We start from the raw sequence: 18486 nt of genomic DNA on the forward strand, positions 1-18486 counted from the left end.
CTTGCTTAGGAAACGACTTTCGGCGGCTCGACTTCAAGCTTCTGAGCCGCGATAACCGCCTGGGTACGTGAGTGTACGCCCAGCTTGCGTAGAATCGCGGTCACGTGGGCTTTGATCGTGGCTTCAGAGACGCTCAGTTCATAAGCAATCTGTTTATTCAGCAGGCCTTCGGTCAGCATATTCAAGACGCGGAATTGCTGGGGCGTTAGCGAAGCAATCGCCTCGGCAAAACGCGACTCTTCTTCGCTGGTCTCTTCCAGCACGTTGGCCAACGCCTCAGGTAACCACACCTCGCCCTGCAGAATTTCGCCGACGGCTTCAGCAATTAGTTGTAGAGACGATGATTTAGGGATAAAACCCGAAGCGCCGTAGTCAATAGCACGACGAACCACGTAGGGTTCATCACTACCAGACACTACCGCAACGGGGATATCAGGCATTTGACCACGCAGTTGGATCAAACCAGAGAAGCCATGGGCTCCCGGCATATGCAGATCCAGCAGAATCAAATCGGCATCTGGGTGGCGATTCACCACGTCAGTGGTGGCTTCCATGGTGTCCGCTTCGACAATTTCCGCCTGGGGGGCCAACTGGCGTAACGCTTGGGTCAGCGCTGCACGAAACAGCGGGTGATCGTCAGCGACGATAAACTTATGAGCTACTGCCATGGATATTCCTCCGGTTCCTCGAGCAGCGGGGTTGTCTGCCGCCGCGACGCTAGGCTCTTACGGTTGTGAAGCATGGTACCCCATGGGCTTCATCATGCCCAAGCATCACATGCACAATTTATAATAGATCGTTCACACAAGCGAAACACGTGTCCATAAACGCTTATCTATAAACGCGCCTCTATAAACACAACCGTGCCGACCTACTCAGGTCGGCACGGCTTTGAGTCGGCACACAAGCTCTATTGGGCTAAACAGCCTATCGCGTTGTCGCCATTATTGGTTGGCGCGATGCTCAATCAGCTCATCGACCACCGACGGGTCGGCCAGCGTACTGGTATCACCCAAACCATCACACTCATTGGCGGCAATCTTGCGCAAAATGCGGCGCATGATTTTACCCGAGCGGGTTTTCGGCAAACCTGGCGCCCACTGGATGACATCCGGAGAAGCAATCGGGCCAATATCTTTGCGCACCCACTGGGTCAGCTCTTTTTTGAGTTCGTCTGTCGCCTCGATACCGTCACTCAGGGTGACATAGATATAGATGCCTTGTCCCTTAATATCGTGCGGGAAACCAACAACGGCTGCTTCTGCAACGGCGCTGTGCGCTACCAGAGAGGACTCAATCTCGGCGGTGCCCATGCGGTGACCCGACACGTTCAGCACGTCGTCCACACGCCCGGTGATCCAGTAGTAGCCATCCTCATCGCGGCGACAGCCGTCACCCGTGAAGTACATACCGTCGTAGGTCGAGAAGTAAGTCTGAACATAGCGCTCGTGGTCACCCCAAATAGAGCGCGCCTGACCCGGCCAGGCGTCAAGGATCACCAGGTTGCCTTCAGTGGCGCCTTCCAATTTATTGCCTTCGTTATCGACCAGCGCGGGCTTCACACCGAAGAACGGTACGGTCGCAGAGCCAGGTTTAAGCGGCGTAGCGCCCGGCAGCGGCGCAATCATGATGCCGCCGGTTTCGGTTTGCCACCAGGTATCCACAATCGGGCATTTTTCGTTGCCGATAACGCGGTAGAACCACTCCCAGGCTTCCGGGTTAATCGGTTCGCCCACGGAGCCCAACAGCCGCAGGCTATCGCGCTTGCTGGAGTCCATGACGTTTTCGCCATGGGCCATCAGAGCACGCACCGCGGTGGGCGCAGTATAGAGAATATTAACGTTGTGCTTATCAACGATATCACCCATACGGCCATGGGTGGGATAGCTGGGAACACCCTCAAACATCAGGGTAGTCGCACCGTTGGCCAAGGGGCCATAAACGATATAGCTGTGCCCGGTAACCCAGCCAACGTCCGCGGTGCACCAGTAGATTTCACCCTCTTGATAGTCAAACACGTACTGGTGGGTCATGGCGGCGTAGGTCAGGTAGCCGCCGGTGGTGTGCTTCAAGCCTTTAGGCGCACCGGTAGAACCCGAGGTGTAGAGAATGAATAGCGGGTCTTCGGCGCCCATGGCTTCCGGTTCACACTCGTTGGACTGCTTGTCGACCAGCTCGTCAAACCAGACATCGCGACCCTCTTTCCACTCGATCTCACCGCCGGTGCGCTTCACCACCAGGACGTTTTTGCACACATCAGTGCCGTCACGGGTCAGCGCGGCGTCCACGTTCTCTTTCAGCGGTACGTGCTTACCACCGCGCACCGACTCATCAGCGGTAATCACCAGCTTGGAGTCGGCGCCAATAACCCGCTGGGCAACGGCGTCCGGCGAGAAGCCACCAAAGACAACCGAGTGAACGGCCCCGATGCGCGAACAGGCCAGCATAGCCATGGCGGCTTCGGGAATCATCGGCATATACAGCGTAACGGTATCGCCTTTACCGATACCCAGCTCTTTCAGCGCGTTGGCTAGCTGGTTCGTGCGTGCATAGAGTTCGCGATAAGTAATGTGTTTGGACTCATCGGGGTTGTCGCCTTCCCAAATGATCGCTGTCTGGTCACCGCGCTTATCCAGATGGCGGTCAAGGCAGTTGGCGCTGACGTTAAGCAGGCCATCCTCAAACCAACGAATATCGACATTGTCACGCGCAAAGGAGGTGTTTTTAATTTTGCTGGGCGCTTTAATCCAGTCGAGGCGTTTGGCTTGCTCAGCCCAGAAGCCTTCCGGGTCGTCTATCGACTGCTGGTACATGGCCTCATATTTGGCTTTATCGGCCCAGGCATTGGCGGCGAAATCATCGCGCACCGGATAGACCTTCTGTTGATCGCTCATAAAATTGCCTCTGTCCGTGAAAATGCACTCTCTAAGAAACTGTAGTCGATACGATTATTTATGGGCTTATTGACCATTATCGGGCGTATCGGCTGCCATTAATGTTCCCCTAGCATAAACCTCCTCGCGCAGGCTTCCCTTTAGACATTGGTATTATCATTTTTTATTTAAAAAACAAACATTTATAAACAAATCACGAGACGACTTCCGGCCTGTAGACCAAGGTCTTAGCGCAGTGTCGGCAACGATAATGACGCCCGTTTACCACTAAAGCATGACGTCTTGGGGTAAATTGATGAAAGCGGCAATCGCATTGGTAACGATAAGGTGCGGACTGCGCCTGCTTAATATCAAACCGATGGGTAACACTGGGAACTAAACCAAAAAGGTCGCGCATGACCGTTTTCCACTCGCGGCCGTGGGGTTTTAAACGCGGGCCGTTGTCCAAATGAAACACCAGCCAGTGAGCCATTTCGTGGGGAATCACCTCATCAAAAAACGCCGTGCGGTTCTCTCTCAGTAACACCGGGTTCAAGCGTAACCCGCCGTGGCCAAGATGCGCCTGGCCGGCCGAAGCGCCGCGCAGGTTAAACCACACATTTGGGGCTGGCAGCGCTGGGCACACTTCACAGCAGCGCTGCCACGCTTGTTCGACGCGAACTCGCGCGGCCTGATGCAACTCTGTTTCCGACATAGCCGCCAATTCAGTGGCAGGCCAAGGAGGCAGTGGTGACGTCTTCATTAGTGATAAACTAGCCGTTATAGGTAACCATTGATGAACGTTTGTATTAACGAGGCTTTACTCATGGCAGAGCGCAGCGATACGCCTGAAACGAACACGCCACCGCAGCCACTGCTCGAGGATGAGCAGTTGGATAGATTGGACGACTTCCTTGACTCGGATCAAGTCGATGAAGACGCCCTGGATCTTATTTCCACCCATGGCTTTTTAGTGGCCCTTGCCGTGGCACCCAGCGAAGTACCGGCGACCCAGTGGCTGACTGAGCTGTTTCAGGGTGAGCCTCGCTACGCCGATGACGCCGAGCGTGATGAGATTATTACCCTGCTCACACTGTTACGCGACAACGCGGTGGCGGTACTCGAGCAAGGCGGCTTACCGGAACTGCCGTTTGAACTAACGTTGGGAGGAGAACCCGCCGAGGAAACCCCCATAGGCGACTGGTGTGCGGGCTTTATGGAAGGCGTCTTCAGCGACGAGAGCGCTTGGTTCCAGGACGATGAAGAGGCCGCAGCCGCCCTGCTGCTGCCGTTTATGCTGCTCTCCGGGCTGTTCGACGATGAGCCGGACTTGGCCGAGCTGGCTAAAGATCAAGAACGCCAGGAGTCGCTGGTAGTGCAGTTGCCGGAACTGGTTTTGGATCTTTACCTGCATTACCGCGTGCCACCGGAAACGCCCAAACCCAAACCGCGTAAAAAAACGCCTGCAAAAGGTAAAAAGCGCTAGGTGCTTAGGCTAAGTAGTTAGCGTAGACACTATTTAAGTCGCGTTACTCTTATTTAAGTCGCGTTACAACGGCATCCAGCACGCCATAGATCCACTCACGGGCGCGCTGCCTCCAGGGGCGCGCCGCCCAGGCCGCGGCGTCTACCTCCTGGCTGGCGGCAAAGTTTCGCTCGAACAGTTCGCGCACGTCCGCCGCGAGCTTCGGATCCATTGCTTCCTGGTTTGCCTCTAGGTTCCAGTGCAGATTCCAGTGGTCAAAGTTACACGAACCAATGCTCACCCACTCATCGGCGAGCACAAATTTGGCGTGGATAAAGGTCGGCTGAAACTCAAAAATGCGCACCCCAGCCTTGAGCATGGTGTGATAAAAGCGCTGACCGGCAAAGCGAACGCTGGGATGATCATGCTTTGCCCCCGGTAGCAGTAAGCGTACGTCTATCCCTCTGCGAGCCGCCCGAACCAAACGCCGACGCAGGGCAAAGGTGGGCACAAAATAGGGTGTGCATAACCAGAGTCGTTCATTTACCTGGCTGACCCGATAATGCAATGAGTGGCGAATCGCTTGATAACGATAGCCACGCGCCGACATCGCCCGCCCAGGCACGCCATTGGTAAGCGCCTGAGGCTCACGACGCTCTGGGAGAGCCGCCACGCGTCTATCGCCCTTCTCGACGCGGGTCAGCCGCGAATGCCATAGGCGCCGAAACAGCAGTTCCCAATCGGCCACCACCGGCCCTTCAATACGCAGGGCAATTTCGTACCAGGCATTCAAAAACTCATCCACCGCGCCAAAGCCACCGGTGAACGCCAGCTCGCCGTCAATAACCATTATTTTGCGATGGTCACGGCTCAGGTTCAGCGCTAAAGAGTGGAAACCGATGGGGTTAAAAAAGCGCAGCTGAACATCGCCCTGCTTCAGGCGCTGGCGATCACTCCCGGAGAGACCCATCGAGCCATAGCCATCCAGCAGTAAACAGACGCGAACACCGCGCTGCGCTGCATCAGTCAATACCTCAATGACTTGATCTGCAAGCTCCCCTGATTCCATCAAGTAGAGCTCTACCAGCACATAGTGCCGCGCATTATGCACCGCTTCAAACATAGCGGGCAGAAAGCGTGAGGCCTCCGGCAGCAGCGTAAATCGATTACCTTCTCGCCACGCGTTCTGCATGGGTGCTCCTTGCTTAGCCACTGATAAGTACACTAACGAGCTACCGTGCTAATGAGCGATGTACATACAGATCGTAGCGGCTGGTTTTACCCTCAAGGGTATGTTGCGGCACTGGCCCCGCAATAGGCGGCGCCTTACGGGGGCGCTTAACCACCACGCGATGAGTGGCCACATCCAACGCCGCTTCTAGTAATCGCGGGGCATCGTTATCATCACCAGCCAACTCGCGGAACAGACGCATCTCTTTTTTCACCAACGCTGATTTCTCACGATGGGGAAACATTGGATCCAGGTGTATCACCTGCGGTGAAAAGTGAGCACTGGCAACCAATTCAGCCAGGGATTGAGCCGCATCCCCATGACGCAGTGTCATGCGGGCAACAATATCCACTGTATCGCTATGCCTGGAGGCACGTTTCAGGCCATCCTCCAGCAGCGCTGCAATCGCTGCAACCCGCTCAATTAACAACACCTGGGCACCTAGGCTGGCCAATACAAACGCATCCCGCCCCAACCCTGCCGTAGCATCAACGATGCAGGGCGTCACGCCCTTGGAAAGCCCACAGGCCTTTGCGACCAGCTGACCACGCCCACCACCAAAGCGGCGCCGATGGGCCGCTTTGCCCGCCACAAAATCAACGCTGAGCGGCTTGCCGTAGCGTTTTTCATCACCGACCAGCGCCAACCCCTCATCGCCCTGCACCAAGCGCAGGCCGTCAGGCAGAACGATGCTCTCAACATCGGCCTCAACATCGCTCATGCGGGCTTTTTCCAGGCAACGTCGTTGCGCAGATAAACCGGCTGAACCAAGTGCGCGGCCTGCCCCAACCCAGCGGCAAAATCACGCGCCGCCAGCCACGCCATCTCTTCGGCGCGGGGCTCTAAATCATCCAAATGTTGGGGCATGCTGAGCTGTACATCGACAGTGAAGCGCTCCCACAGCGTAAAGCCGCTGCCTACACCTACCCAGTCGGTTTCGTCGCCTGGCAGGCGAAGTGCTTCAGGGGCCAGCACCGCCTCGGCGCTCATCGGTGTGATGGTATCTTTAAGGCAGTGCCACGTCGCGGCGTATACCTCGCCCATGCGGGCATCTAAGGCAGTCACCACGTGGCGGAGGTGATAGCGACGATGGGCCTGAAGGGCCAGCGCCTCCAAAGTAGACACCCCCAGCAACGGGCAATCCAAACCAAACGCCAACCCCTGGGCTGCCCCCGCCGCGATACGCAGTCCGGTAAACGAACCCGGCCCTCGGCCAAACGCTACGGCATCAAGCTGGGAAGGGGTTACCTGCGCTTCGGCAAGCACTTCGTCCACCATAGGTAACAACCGACGGGTATGGGCGCGAGGCGTCATCTCGAAGCGCGCCAGGCACTCAGTGCCCGAATCACCCTGGCGCAGTAAGGCTGCAGAGCAGGCGCTTGAAGAGGCGTCCAGGGCAAGCAGATGTAACGGCATAGCAAGTGGCCACTCGAAAGAAAGGTTGCGGCATTATACCTTTGTCACACCAATACGACGATGACCCGCATTAGGCGGGCCATCGGCAAAGGCGTAAAATCAGCTAAGGATTATTATCAGTTGGGGGCTCTTATCAGCTAAGGGCTTCTTTAACCTGGCGGGTAATATCCGTCACACTGCCAACGCCTTCAATGCGATGGTACTGGGGCGCGCTCTGGGGATCCTGTTTGGCCCACTGCTGATAGTAATCGACCAGCGGGGCCGTTTGATCGTGGTAAACGGATAGGCGATTACGCACCGTGGACTCTTGATCGTCTTCACGCTGAATAAGCGTTTCACCGGTCACATCATCTTTGCCTGGTTCTTTGGGCGGATTGTGCTCAACGTGATAAACCCGGCCCGATGCCTGATGCACACGGCGTCCCGCCAAGCGACTAACGATCTCTTCATCGGGTACGGCAATTTCCACCACGTGATCCAGCTTAACGCCGCCCTCTTTCATGGCGTCGGCCTGGGGGATCGTGCGTGGGAAACCATCGAACAGAAAGCCGTTCTCGCAGTCGGGCTGACTGATGCGCTCTTTGACCAAGTCAATGATGATGTCATCAGACACCAGGCCACCACTGTTCATGATCTCTTTTACTTTCAAGCCCAGCTCTGTGCCATCTTTAATGGCCGTGCGCAGCATATCCCCGGTGGAAATCTGAGGAATCTTAAATTGCTCACAAATAAACTGAGCTTGAGTCCCCTTCCCCGCGCCGGGGGCACCCAACAGGATTAAACGCATGGCACTGCTCCTTGAAGTTCTTGGTATGAAAAAAGAGTTCGAAAAATGAGTATGTGAATTCTGTTAACTGACAATAACCGCGCCTCTCAAGCGACACAACTCCCCAAAAGCCTGAGAAACCCGCTTTTATTTCAATTTTTTTAAATTAAAACAGCCAAATGCCCTAAATCTACCACTTTGGTCGCCCTGCTAGAGGTTTAGGCAGCATTTACGTTTAGGAAACCTCTGATTAACTAGAGCGCTCGACCATACGGCGTTAAAAATCGCCTCGTGCGCGAGTCCGATCAAAATGCTCATTTACACCCCGTAAATTCGCGCGCGAATCCGATCCTTTTTTCGTTGATTTTTGCCTTGCCTGACCTTCGCTCATTACGTTAATCAGAGGCTCCTAGTAAACACAAGCGGCGCCCCTAGGGGCGCCGCTTGTGAAAGCACATCGCTACCAATTACAGCAGTAAGCGACGAATGTCGGTCAGCACATCGGCCAGGAAGGCAGTAAAGCGTGCCGCATCAGCGCCGTTGATCGCACGGTGATCGTAGGAGAGCGACAGCGGCATCATCAGGCGCGGCTGGAAGGCGCTGCCATCCCAAACCGGCTTCATCTGCGCTTTGGACACGCCCAGAATAGCCACTTCCGGCGCGTTAACGATCGGTGTAAACGCCGTGCCACCAATCGAACCGAGGCTCGAAATGGTGAAGCAGCCACCGGTCATCTCGTCGCGCTTGAGCTTTTTGGTCTGGGCTTTCTTGCCTAGCTCCGCCATCTCCTTGGCAATCTCGATCAAGGATTTGTTATCGGCGTTGCGCACTACTGGCACCATCAGACCGTCAGGCGTATCCACGGCAATACCGATATGGACGTAGTTCTTCCATACCAGGGTTTCACCGTCACCCTTCAGACTGACATTGAACTGCGGGAATTTACGCAGCGCAAAGGCACAGGCTTTGACCATAAACGGCAGCGGCGTTAGCTTGGCGCCCTGGGCTTCCGCTTCCGCCTTCATCGCCTTGCGGAAAGCTTCCAGCTCGGTGATGTCCGCTTCGTCGAATTGCGTAACGTGGGGCACATTGAGCCAGCTACGATGCAGGTTGGTCGCGCCCATCTTGAGCAGACGCCCCATCGGCTTCTCTTCCACTTCACCAAACTGGCTGAAGTCGACTTCCGGAATGGGCGGAATACCCGCGCCGCCAGTAGCCGCGGCTGCCGCACCTGGCTGGGCTTTACCCTGATTGGCAATCGCCTGCTTCACGTAGGACTGTACGTCCTCTTTGAGCACGCGATCTTTCGGGCCGCTGGGTTTAACGAGTCCCAAGTCGACGCCTAGTTCACGAGCCAGCATGCGTACCGCAGGGCCGGCGTGCACCAGCTTGCCATCCCGGGGCTTATGGGCAGCCATCTGTGCTTCCGGGCTGGGGGTACCGGCCGGAGATTCAGACGGTTTAGCGCTGTCCTTGCTGTCACTGCTCTGCGAGGCTTTTTCTGGTGCGGCCTTTTTCGGTGCCGCTTTTTTGGCACCCGCCACTTCCATATAGCCGATCACATCGCCTTCAGAGACGGTGTCGCCCTCTTTAACGGTCAGCTCAAGAAGCTTGCCTTTGTAGGGGCTGGGCACGTCCATAGAGGCTTTATCAGACTCTAGGGTGATCAACGGGTCTTCTTCGTTGACTTCGTCACCTGCCGCTACGCCGATCTCGATAATCGGCACATCAGAGGAGCCAGAAAGATCCGGTACGCGAATTTCTTTGCGCTCCGGCTCGCCGCTAGCGGCCTCTTCCTGATCATCTTCAGCCGTTTCTTCCGGCTCGCTACTGGCTTGGCTAGAGGACGGTTCTGGAGAAGAGCTCTCTTCCGATGCGTCTTCGCTGTCGCCGCCTTCGCCGACGATCTCCATCTGGCCGATCACATCGCCTTCAGACACCGTGTCGCCCTCTTTCACGGTAAAACTGACGATCTTACCGCTATAGGGGCTAGGTACGTCCATGGAGGCTTTGTCAGACTCCAACGTGATCAAGGTGTCTTCGGCCTCAACCTCATCGCCTTCGCTGACCGCGACTTCGATAATTTCGACGCTGTCCGAGCCGCCGAGATCGGGCACTTTGATATCCACCGTCTGCTTACCGCCGGCTGACTTTTTAGCCGCGGGCTTCTGCTCTTGAGACGGCTCTTTGGGTTTCTCTTGCTTCGCTGGGGCCTCTTCAGGCTGGCTGTCAGACGAGCTCTCTTGCTTCTTCTCTTGCTGCTCGTCGCCACCACCTTCGACTTCCAGCTCAACGATATCGTCCCCTTCCGAGACGCTATCGCCTTCTTTGACCAGCACTTGGAGTACCTTGCCGCCTTTCGGGGCCGGTACGTCCATGCTGGCTTTGTCGGATTCCAGCGTGATTAGGGTGTCTTCCGCTTCAATGACGTCGCCTTCTGACACCGCAATCTCGATGATTTCGACATCGGTATCGCCGCCGATATCGGGAACTTTGATGATTTCGCTACTCAAGGTCGCGCTCCTTCCAAATCGGATCGAGCCGGTGGGCNCTTCTTTGACCAGCACTTGGAGTACCTTGCCGCCTTTCGGGGCCGGTACGTCCATGCTGGCTTTGTCGGATTCCAGCGTGATTAGGGTGTCTTCCGCTTCAATGACGTCGCCTTCTGACACCGCAATCTCGATGATTTCGACATCGGTATCGCCGCCGATATCGGGAACTTTGATGATTTCGCTACTCAAGGTCGCGCTCCTTCCAAATCGGATCGAGCCGGTGGGCCACCGCCCACCGGTCAGCGGTTTAGCTAGTCAGCGGGTTAGGCTTATGGGCATCAATGCCGTACTTTTTAAGCGCTTCACCAACCTGCTTGCGATCAATCTCGCCACGCTCAGCCAGCGCACGTAGCGCCGCCACGGTCACGAAGTAGCGATCTACTTCGAAGAAGTAGCGCAGCTTCTCACGGGTGTCTGAACGGCCAAAGCCATCGGTACCCAGTACAGTGTAGTCACCAGGTACCCAGGCGCGCACTTGATCGGCATACAGCTTCATGTAGTCGGTCGACGCGATCACCGGGCCGTCGCGCCCTTCCAGGCACTGTGTGACGTGAGGCTTGTTGGCCTCGGCGTCTGGGTTCAGGAAGGCTTCACGATCCAGCAGCAGCGCTTCACGACGCAGCTCGTTAAAGCTGGTCACGCTCCAGATGTCGGCGCCGATGCCCCAATCGTTCTCAAGCAACTCAGCGGCAGCTTCCACTTCGCGCAGAATGGTGCCCGAGCCCAGCAGCTGAACGCGGCCCTTGTCACCCTTGGTTTCGCGCAGTAGGTACATGCCTTTAACGATATCGTCGGCGGGCACGTTTTCCAGCACCGGGTGCTCGTAGTTCTCGTTCATCACCGTCAGGTAGTAGAAGCAGTTCTCCTTGTCGGTGAACATGCGCTTCAGACCATCCTGCAGAATCACGGCGACTTCATGGGCATAGGTCGGGTCGTAGCTGCGGCAGTTGGGGATGGTGGAGGCCTGAATCAGGCTGTGGCCATCCTGGTGCTGCAGGCCTTCGCCGTTAAGCGTGGTGCGCCCGGCGGTGCCGCCGACCATAAAGCCACGGGCTTGCAGGTCACCCGCCGCCCAGGCCAGATCGCCGATACGCTGGAAGCCAAACATCGAGTAGTAGATGTAGAACGGCAGCAGCGTGACGTTGTTGTTGCTGTAGGAGGTCGCCGCGGCGATCCAGGCCGACATGGCGCCTGCTTCGGTAATGCCCTCTTCGAGGATCTGACCTTTCTGATCCTCGCGGTAGAACATGATCTGGCCTTTATCCACTGGCTCGTACTTCTGACCTTCCGAGGTGTAGATACCCAACTGACGGAACATGCCTTCCATACCGAAGGTACGCGCTTCGTCAGGGATAATCGGCACCACCTTCTTGCCCAGCGTCTTATCTTTGACCAGGCCGTTAAGCACCCGCACAAACGCCATGGTGGTCGAGACTTCACGCCCTTTCGAGCCGCCCATTTGCGAGGCAAAGGTCTTGTCTTCGAGGCTGGGGATTTCCAGCGCCTCGAAGTCGCTTTGACGGCTGGGTAGGTAGCCGCCCAGACGCTCGCGCTGCAGGTGCATGTACTTGAGCTCGGGAGAGTCGTCTTCCGGCTTGTAGTACGGCACGTCTTTGAGCTGCTCGTCGGTTAACGGAATACCGAAGCGGTCGCGGAAGGTCTTGAGCGCTTCATACTCCATGCTCTTGACCTGGTGCGCTTCGTTGGCCGCTTCGCCATCACCGCTGCCCATACCGTAACCTTTAACGGTGTGCGCCAGGATGACCGTGGGCTTGCCGTTGGAGGTGTTAACCGCCTCGTTATACGCCGCGTAAACCTTGAACGGATCGTGGCCACCGCGGTTGAGCTTCCAGATATCTTCGTCGGAGAGGTCGTTGACCATCGCCTCGGTTTCTGGATATTTGCCAAAGAAGTGCTCACGGGTGTAAGCGCCGCCGTTGGCTTTGTAGTTCTGGTACTCGCCGTCGACCGCTTCGTCCATGCGTTTCTGAAGGATGCCTTTCTTATCCTTCTCGAACAGCGGATCCCAGTGACGCCCCCAAACGACCTTGATCACGTTCCAGCCCGCACCACGGAAGACGCCTTCGAATTCGTCCATCACCCGCGAGTTGCCGCGTACAGGGCCGTCAAGGCGCTGCAGGTTACAGTTGATGACGAAGATCAGGTTGTCGAGGTTTTCGCGACCGGCCAGTGAAATGGCGCCCAGGGATTCCGGCTCGTCACACTCGCCGTCGCCCATGAAGCACCAGATCTTGCGGTCATACATATCCTTCAGCTCACGGTGATGCAGGTACTTCATCACGTGCGCTTGATAGATAGCCTGAATCGGGCCAAGCCCCATGGAGACCGTGGGGAACTGCCAGTAGTCCGGCATTAACCACGGGTGCGGGTAGGACGAGAGGCCATCGCCATCGACTTCCTGGCGGAACCTGTCCATCTGCTCTTCCGATAGACGCCCTTCCAAATAGGAACGTGCGTAGATGCCCGGTGCTACGTGGCCCTGAATATAAATCAGGTCACCGGCAAAATCGCCCTGAGGGGCGCGGAAGAAGTGGTTAAAGCCCACGTCATACAGGGTAGCCGAGGACATAAAACTGGCAATGTGGCCACCCAGGCCCGGCTTGGCGCGGTTATTACGAATCACCTGGGCAATGGCGTTGTAACGGATCAAGGAGCGGATACGGCGCTCCATGAACAGGTCGCCAGGCATCGGTGCTTCGCGGTGAACCGGGATCGTATTACGGTGCGGGGTCGTCACCGAGAAGGGCACCTTCATGCCGTCCCGGCGCAGGCGATCCGCCAGGCGGGTCATCAGGTAGCGGGCACGATCTTCGCCCTCACGATCCAATACCGATTCCAGGGAATCAATCCATTCCGTGGTTTCGATCGGATCGAGATCTTCTCTTGTCTCCAGACTCATAGAGGTCTCTCCGAATGACGATAAAGCGGGCACGATCTTCGCCCTCACGATCCAATACCGATTCCAGGGAATCAATCCATTCCGTGGTTTCGATCGGATCGAGATCTTCTCTTGTCTCCAGACTCATAGAGGTCTCTCCGAATGACGATAAATGACAAAAATCCCCGCTACCCTGAAGGGCCTGGGGCGGCGGCGTGGCACTACACCACGCGCCAACATTCAGCCGGTGATTAAACGCCGGATAGGGGTTTTAGCTCTACATTCAACAAGCTACGTAACTATTGATGTAGTAAAGCTACACAATTCTCTTAGAAGTTAGCCTTTTGTATAGGCGAAGATACCTCAAAGTCGCCACGCTGCCAATTCCGTCGCAGCGGAAAAGCCTATCGAAAACAAACTATTGCACTGCAACATAAGCAATTCATAGAGCATTTGCCATTGCGACCAAATAGTCATCCGATGTAATTAAACTACCGTTTTATTGCGTTATTAGTGAAATACTTAGCACACAGGGAAAAACGTAATCGAACCGCTAACGCTCAACACGCGATGTCAGCAGTTGCTGGAAATACGCCCAATCAAACGCCGGACCAGGATCCGTTTTGCGCAGCGGCGCCACATGGGCATGGCTGGTAATACGACTGCTATCTAGCTGAGGGTTGCGCGCCATTAGCCACACCACTGCTTCCACCAGAGTGTCATACTGTGCTTTGCGATAGGGGGTAACGTCATCCCCTTCAAGTTCAATCCCCACCGAGAAATCGTTGAGCGCCTTTCGCCAGCTTAGCTGGCGAGCATCCCACCAGTTGGAGCGCCCAGCATGCCAAGCACGCTGATCTGTATCAACAAACTGCACGCACTCACCATCGCGACGGATAAGCAGGTGTGCGGAGACTCTTAAGTGGGCAATTTCGGCGAAAAATGGATGTTCGTCTACCGCCAATTGATTGGTAAATAGCGCTTCAATAGCATTACCACTAAACTGACCAGGCGGAAGACTGATCGCATGAATCACTAGCAACGACACCTCACCGGTGGGCCGAGGGTCACAGTTCGGTGAAACGACTTTACGCGCGCTTTCCCACCACCCGTCAAGGGGTTGTTTATTTTCCACTGGCAAGGGCTCCTTTACGTTAGCGCTTTCTTTCTCTGTTCTCTTTCACCTTCACCGCTGTTTTTCACTACAATGCCCGTCATCGAAGACGACGTTCAGGGAATCCACGGCCATGCATTATCAATCCGCTCTTGCTGAAGAAATCCGCGCCAGCGCCGCCCGCTTGCTGTCAGAAGACGTTGGCCCGGGTGATATTACCGCGCAATTGATCCCTGAACACCAGTGGGCCTGCGCCGACGTAATTACCCGTGAAACCGCAGTGCTGTGTGGCGCACCCTGGGTAGATGAGCTGTTTCGCCGCCTGGATAGTCGGGTAAGCCTGACCTGGCACGCCGCTGACGGCGATAAGCTAGAGGCTGAACAGTGTTTCTTAACCCTGGAGGGCCCCGCCCGTGCCCTGCTTACCGGCGAGCGGGCGGCGCTTAACGTATTGCAAACGCTGTCTGCCACCGCCACCGCCACCCGCGCATATGTCGACCTGATTGAAGACACCGGCGTTCGCCTGCTTGATACGCGTAAAACGCTGCCCGGCATGCGCTTGGCGCAGAAATATGCGGTCACCTGCGGCGGCGGCCACAACCACCGCATTGGCCTATGGGACGCGTTTTTGATCAAAGAGAACCATATTGCCGCCTGTGGAGGCATTCAATCGGCGGTTGCGCAAGCGCGCAAGTTAGCCAACGACCTGCCCGTGGAAGTCGAGGTAGAAACCTTTGAAGAGCTGGATCAGGCATTGGCCGCGGGAGCTGATATTGTCATGCTCGACAATTTCGCCATCGAAGACCTGCACGTTGCCGTGGAAATTAACGGCGGCCGAGCCACCCTGGAAGCTTCAGGCAATGTGGATGCTGCCACCCTGCGGGCAATTGCCGATACCGGTGTTGACTGTATATCGAGCGGCGCACTGACCAAGGACATCGCCTCGATCGATCTTTCCATGCGCATTACCCGCAGCTATAGCGTTTGATGATTAGGTTTCGACAGCATTAAGCGATTTGGAAAGTTTATAACGCAGCAGTCGCTCCCCGCTTCGCTCGACCCACTCCTCGCCGTGGTTTTTCCAACCACGGCGCAGCAGGCGCTCATAGAGCATTGAACTCGCCTCTATCTCGATTTGCCCCTTTCCCTGCTCAAGCAGCAGCCGTTCGGCATGTACCAGCAGCGTGGTACCGATACCGCGACCGGCTAATGAGGGCCATACGTAGAGTGTTTCAACCCGCCCAGCGACTAAATCCAACTCCAGGAACCCCACGCAGCGACCATCACAGGTAGCCACTAGGGTTGTGTAGAGCGCTTGGCGCACTCCCCATGCACTGCCTTCGCGGGGCAACGCATTGGCCCACGCACGCCGCTCATCCAGCGTGTAATGCGTGGCCGCTCCCTGCATAACAGCGTGATAAAACACTTCCGCTTGGTCGGCGGCATCCCGTGCTAGCGCCGCGCGATAGGTTATTCGCGTACTGGTTGGCGCTTGCTGCTCCTCGGTATTGGTCATGCGTCACCTCTGAGCTGTTCAGCTATCATTTGATCAAGACACATTCGATCACGCCCCATTTGGTCACGCTTAAGCCATTGGCCTGCTTTATACTACTTGGATCAATTCTACGCGAATCAACCCCAGCAGAAGGCAGTGTGATGGACGATGCCCCTAACAGCGAGCACTTTACGCTGACGCCCATTGGTCATGTGGTTAGCGACTACCCCGATAAATTCGGTATTCCCCGCCAGCCGGGGCTCGCCCCCGCGGCCGATGCCCGGCTTGTACTCACTGCGCCCTACAACGACCCACTCGCGGTGCGCGGTTTGGAAGACTTCAGCCACCTGTGGCTGAGCTTTATTTTTCATCAAAGCCCCGAGCGCTGGTCGCCGCTGGTAAGGCCGCCACGCCTGGGGGGCAATAAAAAGGTGGGGGTTTTTGCCAGTCGCAGCACCCACCGCCCTAACCGCCTGGGGCTCTCACTGGTGAGATTAGTCGGTATCGACACCCAGCACGGCGTTACGCTACAGCTCCAGGGCTGCGATTTAGTCAGCGGCACCCCGGTGATTGATATCAAACCCTACCTGCCCTGGGCCGAATCCGAGCCTAACGCACTGGCCGGTTTCGCCCCTGAAACACCGCCACTCATGGACGTCACCTTTCATCCAGCGGCACTGGATACGCTTGCTCAGCGCCAGGACAGCGCCACACTGCTGGCATTAATTGAGCAGGTACTCAGCCAGGATCCCAGGCCCGCCTATAAGCAAAAGGACAGGGATTCTGAGCGTCTTTACGGCGTACGCCTGCGCGACGTGGACGTTAAGTTTTGCCCTCGCCAAAATGGCGAAGCCACCACCTTGGAGGTGATGGCTATCGAACCTTATGCCGAGCAATAAATCTGACGCGCCGGCTTAAGCAGGAAAGGTAATGCCCAAACGGCGGCCAACTTCCTCATACGCCTCAATCACACCGCCCAACCCCTGACGGAAGCGGTCTTTATCGAGCTTCTCACGGGTGTTGGCGTCCCAAAGACGGCAACCATCCGGAGAAAACTCATCCCCCAGCACCACCTCGCCTTTGAATACACCAAACTCAAGTTTGTAATCCACCAGTAGCATATCGCCCTCAGCAAACAGCGCTTTGAGGATATGGTTAACCTTGAAGGTCAGCACCTTCATCTTGGCTAACTGCTCAGGCGTTGCCCAACCGAAAGTCTCCGCCAGCGACTCATTGATCATCGGGTCGCCCTTCTCGTCGTTCTTCAGAAACAACTCGAAGGTGGGTGGCGTCAGTGCAATTCCCTCTTCAACGCCGAGACGTTTTACCAACCCACCCGCGGCGATATTGCGCACCACACACTCCACCGGGATCATCTGCATCTTTTTGACCAGACTCTCAGTGTTGGAGAGCTGTTTTTCAAAGTGGGTGGGGATGCCCGCTTCCTGCAGCCGCTCCATAATGAAGGCGTTAAAGATGTTATTGACCATTCCCTTGCGGGCCAGCGACTCGACTTTTTTGCCATCGAAGGCGCTGGTGTCATCACGAAAATTGAGCACCAACAAATCCGGATCGTCGGTGGTGTACACAGATTTCGCCTTACCGGCGTAGAGTTCTTGGCGCTTTTCCATGGGGGCTCCGTAAGGGGTCAAGGATCAACAAATTAACGTAAATAGCCGGAGACACGCTCAAGCAGCTCGCGCTGATCATCGGCGCTGAATGCCCGCTCGCTGGCATTGATGGCACGCAGAATCGTCTGGTCGCCGTTAGGCTGCAGGGCAAGACGAATCTGCTGGGACATTTTGCGCACATCCGGGCTGAAGACGATTTGCAACGGGTTGCGGTTGCGCTCGGTTTCAGTCATGTACTCAACCATAAACTCATGACTGGCAGGGTCGACGGCCAGCAAATCACGCTGACCTTCCTGAGCAAAATCCAGCTCAAGATAGTGGTTCAACTCTGCCCATACCCGATCGACCGGCTGCGGGATCACCACTTCCCACTCGTCGTCCTGCTGGCGGATTTGCAGCGTTTGCTCACCGGTGAGGCGCTGAGCGGTCCAGGAAGAAGAGACACTGGCAGATGCACTGCGCGCGCTTAAATGGCTCTCTAACGCATCGAGGCAGCTCGCCATGGTTTGCCCGCCGCGTTCGCAGCGAACTTCGCTACTGCCTGCGCGTAGTGCACTTTGCAGGCGAATTTCCGCCTGGGGCGTGACGATAACGCCCTGAGAAGCACTGCTCTGCTGCACCTCCAACTGACGACTACGTACAAACTCTTCCAACTGCGGCCAGACCGTACCGGTGTCGGCGGCCACTACTAGCCAGGTTTGATCGCCCACTTCGCGACGCTCGACATACTCAGGTTCCATCCCACTGCCAATCGCCAATGACTGTGGCGGGCGAATCTCTGCTGCTTCGTCAAGCCGTGCACCTTGGGTGGCGGCTTGAGGAACCGGCAGCGCATCGCGATAGCGCTGGGTGTTGCGGGTCTCTGGCAGCACCAAAGGCGGCGCCGGAGCGGCCTCGGTGTAGTCCAAATTACGGTCGTGGTAAAAACCATCCCGCGCACAACCAGAGAGCGCGACAGCCGCTGCGAGTGCCAGCGGAACCCATTTAAGCGCACGTATTTCAAGCACAGAGCTCATCAAGCCACCTTAAGTCAACAATTCGGGT

At 56.4% G+C, this 18486-nt stretch carries 16 protein-coding genes and 1 pseudogene; 3 read left to right on the forward strand and 14 right to left on the reverse strand.

Translation table 11 applies throughout. The features are described from left to right. Nucleotides 1-5: 5 nt before the first annotated feature. The 3 genes from YERSI8AC_RS18495 to YERSI8AC_RS18505 form a co-directional block, all read right to left on the reverse strand. Nucleotides 6-668 (reverse strand): response regulator, encoded by a 663-nt coding sequence (locus YERSI8AC_RS18495; RefSeq protein WP_007113812.1) that lies wholly within the window; start codon nt 666-668, stop codon nt 6-8. A 276-nt stretch (nt 669-944) separates the two neighbouring features. Then, a complete protein-coding gene (gene acs, locus YERSI8AC_RS18500; RefSeq protein WP_159177290.1) occupies nt 945-2894 on the reverse strand; it encodes an acetate--CoA ligase in 1950 nt (649 codons plus the stop codon). A 193-nt stretch (nt 2895-3087) separates the two neighbouring features. Next, the gene (locus tag YERSI8AC_RS18505) at nt 3088-3636 is read right to left on the reverse strand and encodes a SprT family zinc-dependent metalloprotease (RefSeq protein WP_027958146.1); all 549 of its coding nucleotides are present in this window, start codon (nt 3634-3636) and stop codon (nt 3088-3090) included. 63 nt (nt 3637-3699) lie between these two features. Here YERSI8AC_RS18505 and YERSI8AC_RS18510 point away from each other — a divergent pair, with 63 nt between their 5' ends. Continuing rightward, nucleotides 3700-4359, forward strand: coding sequence for a YecA/YgfB family protein (locus tag YERSI8AC_RS18510; RefSeq protein WP_022522130.1), 660 nt, complete (start codon nt 3700-3702; stop codon nt 4357-4359). Between the two features lie 49 nt (nt 4360-4408). Here YERSI8AC_RS18510 and YERSI8AC_RS18515 read toward each other — a convergent pair whose 3' ends face one another. The 8 genes and pseudogenes from YERSI8AC_RS18515 to ampD form a co-directional block, all read right to left on the reverse strand. Then, nucleotides 4409-5530, reverse strand: a complete 1122-nt coding sequence (locus tag YERSI8AC_RS18515; protein ID WP_159177291.1) for a phospholipase D-like domain-containing protein — start codon at nt 5528-5530, stop codon at nt 4409-4411. A 40-nt stretch (nt 5531-5570) separates the two neighbouring features. Further along, nucleotides 5571-6290, reverse strand: coding sequence for a class I SAM-dependent methyltransferase (locus tag YERSI8AC_RS18520; protein WP_022522128.1), 720 nt, complete (start codon nt 6288-6290; stop codon nt 5571-5573). After that, nucleotides 6287-6985 (reverse strand): tRNA (adenosine(37)-N6)-threonylcarbamoyltransferase complex dimerization subunit type 1 TsaB, encoded by a 699-nt coding sequence (gene tsaB / locus YERSI8AC_RS18525; RefSeq protein WP_022522127.1) that lies wholly within the window; start codon nt 6983-6985, stop codon nt 6287-6289. Before tsaB ends, YERSI8AC_RS18520 begins: the two co-directional genes overlap by 4 nt. A 133-nt stretch (nt 6986-7118) precedes the next feature. Next, nucleotides 7119-7772 carry an adenylate kinase gene (gene adk / locus YERSI8AC_RS18530; RefSeq protein WP_009287421.1) on the reverse strand — a complete coding sequence of 218 codons (654 nt, stop codon included), beginning with the start codon at nt 7770-7772 and terminating at the stop codon, nt 7119-7121. A gap of 446 nt (nt 7773-8218) precedes the next feature. Continuing rightward, the gene (aceF, locus tag YERSI8AC_RS18535; protein WP_159180194.1) at nt 8219-10264 is read right to left on the reverse strand and encodes a pyruvate dehydrogenase complex dihydrolipoyllysine-residue acetyltransferase; all 2046 of its coding nucleotides are present in this window, start codon (nt 10262-10264) and stop codon (nt 8219-8221) included. 38 nt (nt 10265-10302) lie between these two features. Next, nucleotides 10303-10492 (reverse strand): annotated as a pseudogene (locus YERSI8AC_RS18540) (biotin/lipoyl-containing protein); the annotation flags it as partial. Nucleotides 10493-10550: 58 nt separating this feature from the next. Beyond that, complete coding sequence (gene aceE / locus YERSI8AC_RS18545; RefSeq protein ID WP_159180195.1) at nt 10551-13223, reverse strand: pyruvate dehydrogenase (acetyl-transferring), homodimeric type; 2673 nt, start codon at nt 13221-13223, stop codon at nt 10551-10553. Nucleotides 13224-13755: 532 nt separating this feature from the next. Further along, nucleotides 13756-14337, reverse strand: a complete 582-nt coding sequence (gene ampD / locus YERSI8AC_RS18550) for a 1,6-anhydro-N-acetylmuramyl-L-alanine amidase AmpD (protein ID WP_022522123.1) — start codon at nt 14335-14337, stop codon at nt 13756-13758. Nucleotides 14338-14449: 112 nt separating this feature from the next. Here ampD and nadC point away from each other — a divergent pair, with 112 nt between their 5' ends. After that, nucleotides 14450-15304: a carboxylating nicotinate-nucleotide diphosphorylase gene (gene nadC, locus YERSI8AC_RS18555; RefSeq protein WP_022522122.1), complete on the forward strand. Its 855-nt coding sequence runs from the start codon at nt 14450-14452 to the stop codon at nt 15302-15304. A gap of 3 nt (nt 15305-15307) precedes the next feature. Here the strand turns inward: nadC and YERSI8AC_RS18560 are convergent, their stop codons facing one another. Then, nucleotides 15308-15832: a GNAT family N-acetyltransferase gene (locus YERSI8AC_RS18560; RefSeq protein ID WP_022522121.1), complete on the reverse strand. Its 525-nt coding sequence runs from the start codon at nt 15830-15832 to the stop codon at nt 15308-15310. 140 nt (nt 15833-15972) lie between these two features. On the opposite strand from YERSI8AC_RS18560, the gene tsaA reads away from it, so the two are divergent. Continuing rightward, complete coding sequence (tsaA, locus tag YERSI8AC_RS18565; protein WP_022522120.1) at nt 15973-16710, forward strand: tRNA (N6-threonylcarbamoyladenosine(37)-N6)-methyltransferase TrmO; 738 nt, start codon at nt 15973-15975, stop codon at nt 16708-16710. Nucleotides 16711-16725: 15 nt separating this feature from the next. Here the strand turns inward: tsaA and purC are convergent, their stop codons facing one another. Both purC and bamC read right to left on the reverse strand, forming a co-directional pair. After that, entirely contained in the window at nt 16726-17442 is a 717-nt protein-coding gene (purC, locus tag YERSI8AC_RS18570) for a phosphoribosylaminoimidazolesuccinocarboxamide synthase (RefSeq protein WP_022522119.1), read from the reverse strand. Between the two features lie 32 nt (nt 17443-17474). Next, entirely contained in the window at nt 17475-18458 is a 984-nt protein-coding gene (bamC, locus tag YERSI8AC_RS18575; protein ID WP_022522118.1) for an outer membrane protein assembly factor BamC, read from the reverse strand. Between the last annotated feature and the right edge of the window lie 28 nt (nt 18459-18486).

Source organism: Halomonas sp. 113, from assembly GCF_904067645.1.
Classification (GTDB): Bacteria; Pseudomonadota; Gammaproteobacteria; order Pseudomonadales; family Halomonadaceae; genus Vreelandella; species Vreelandella titanicae.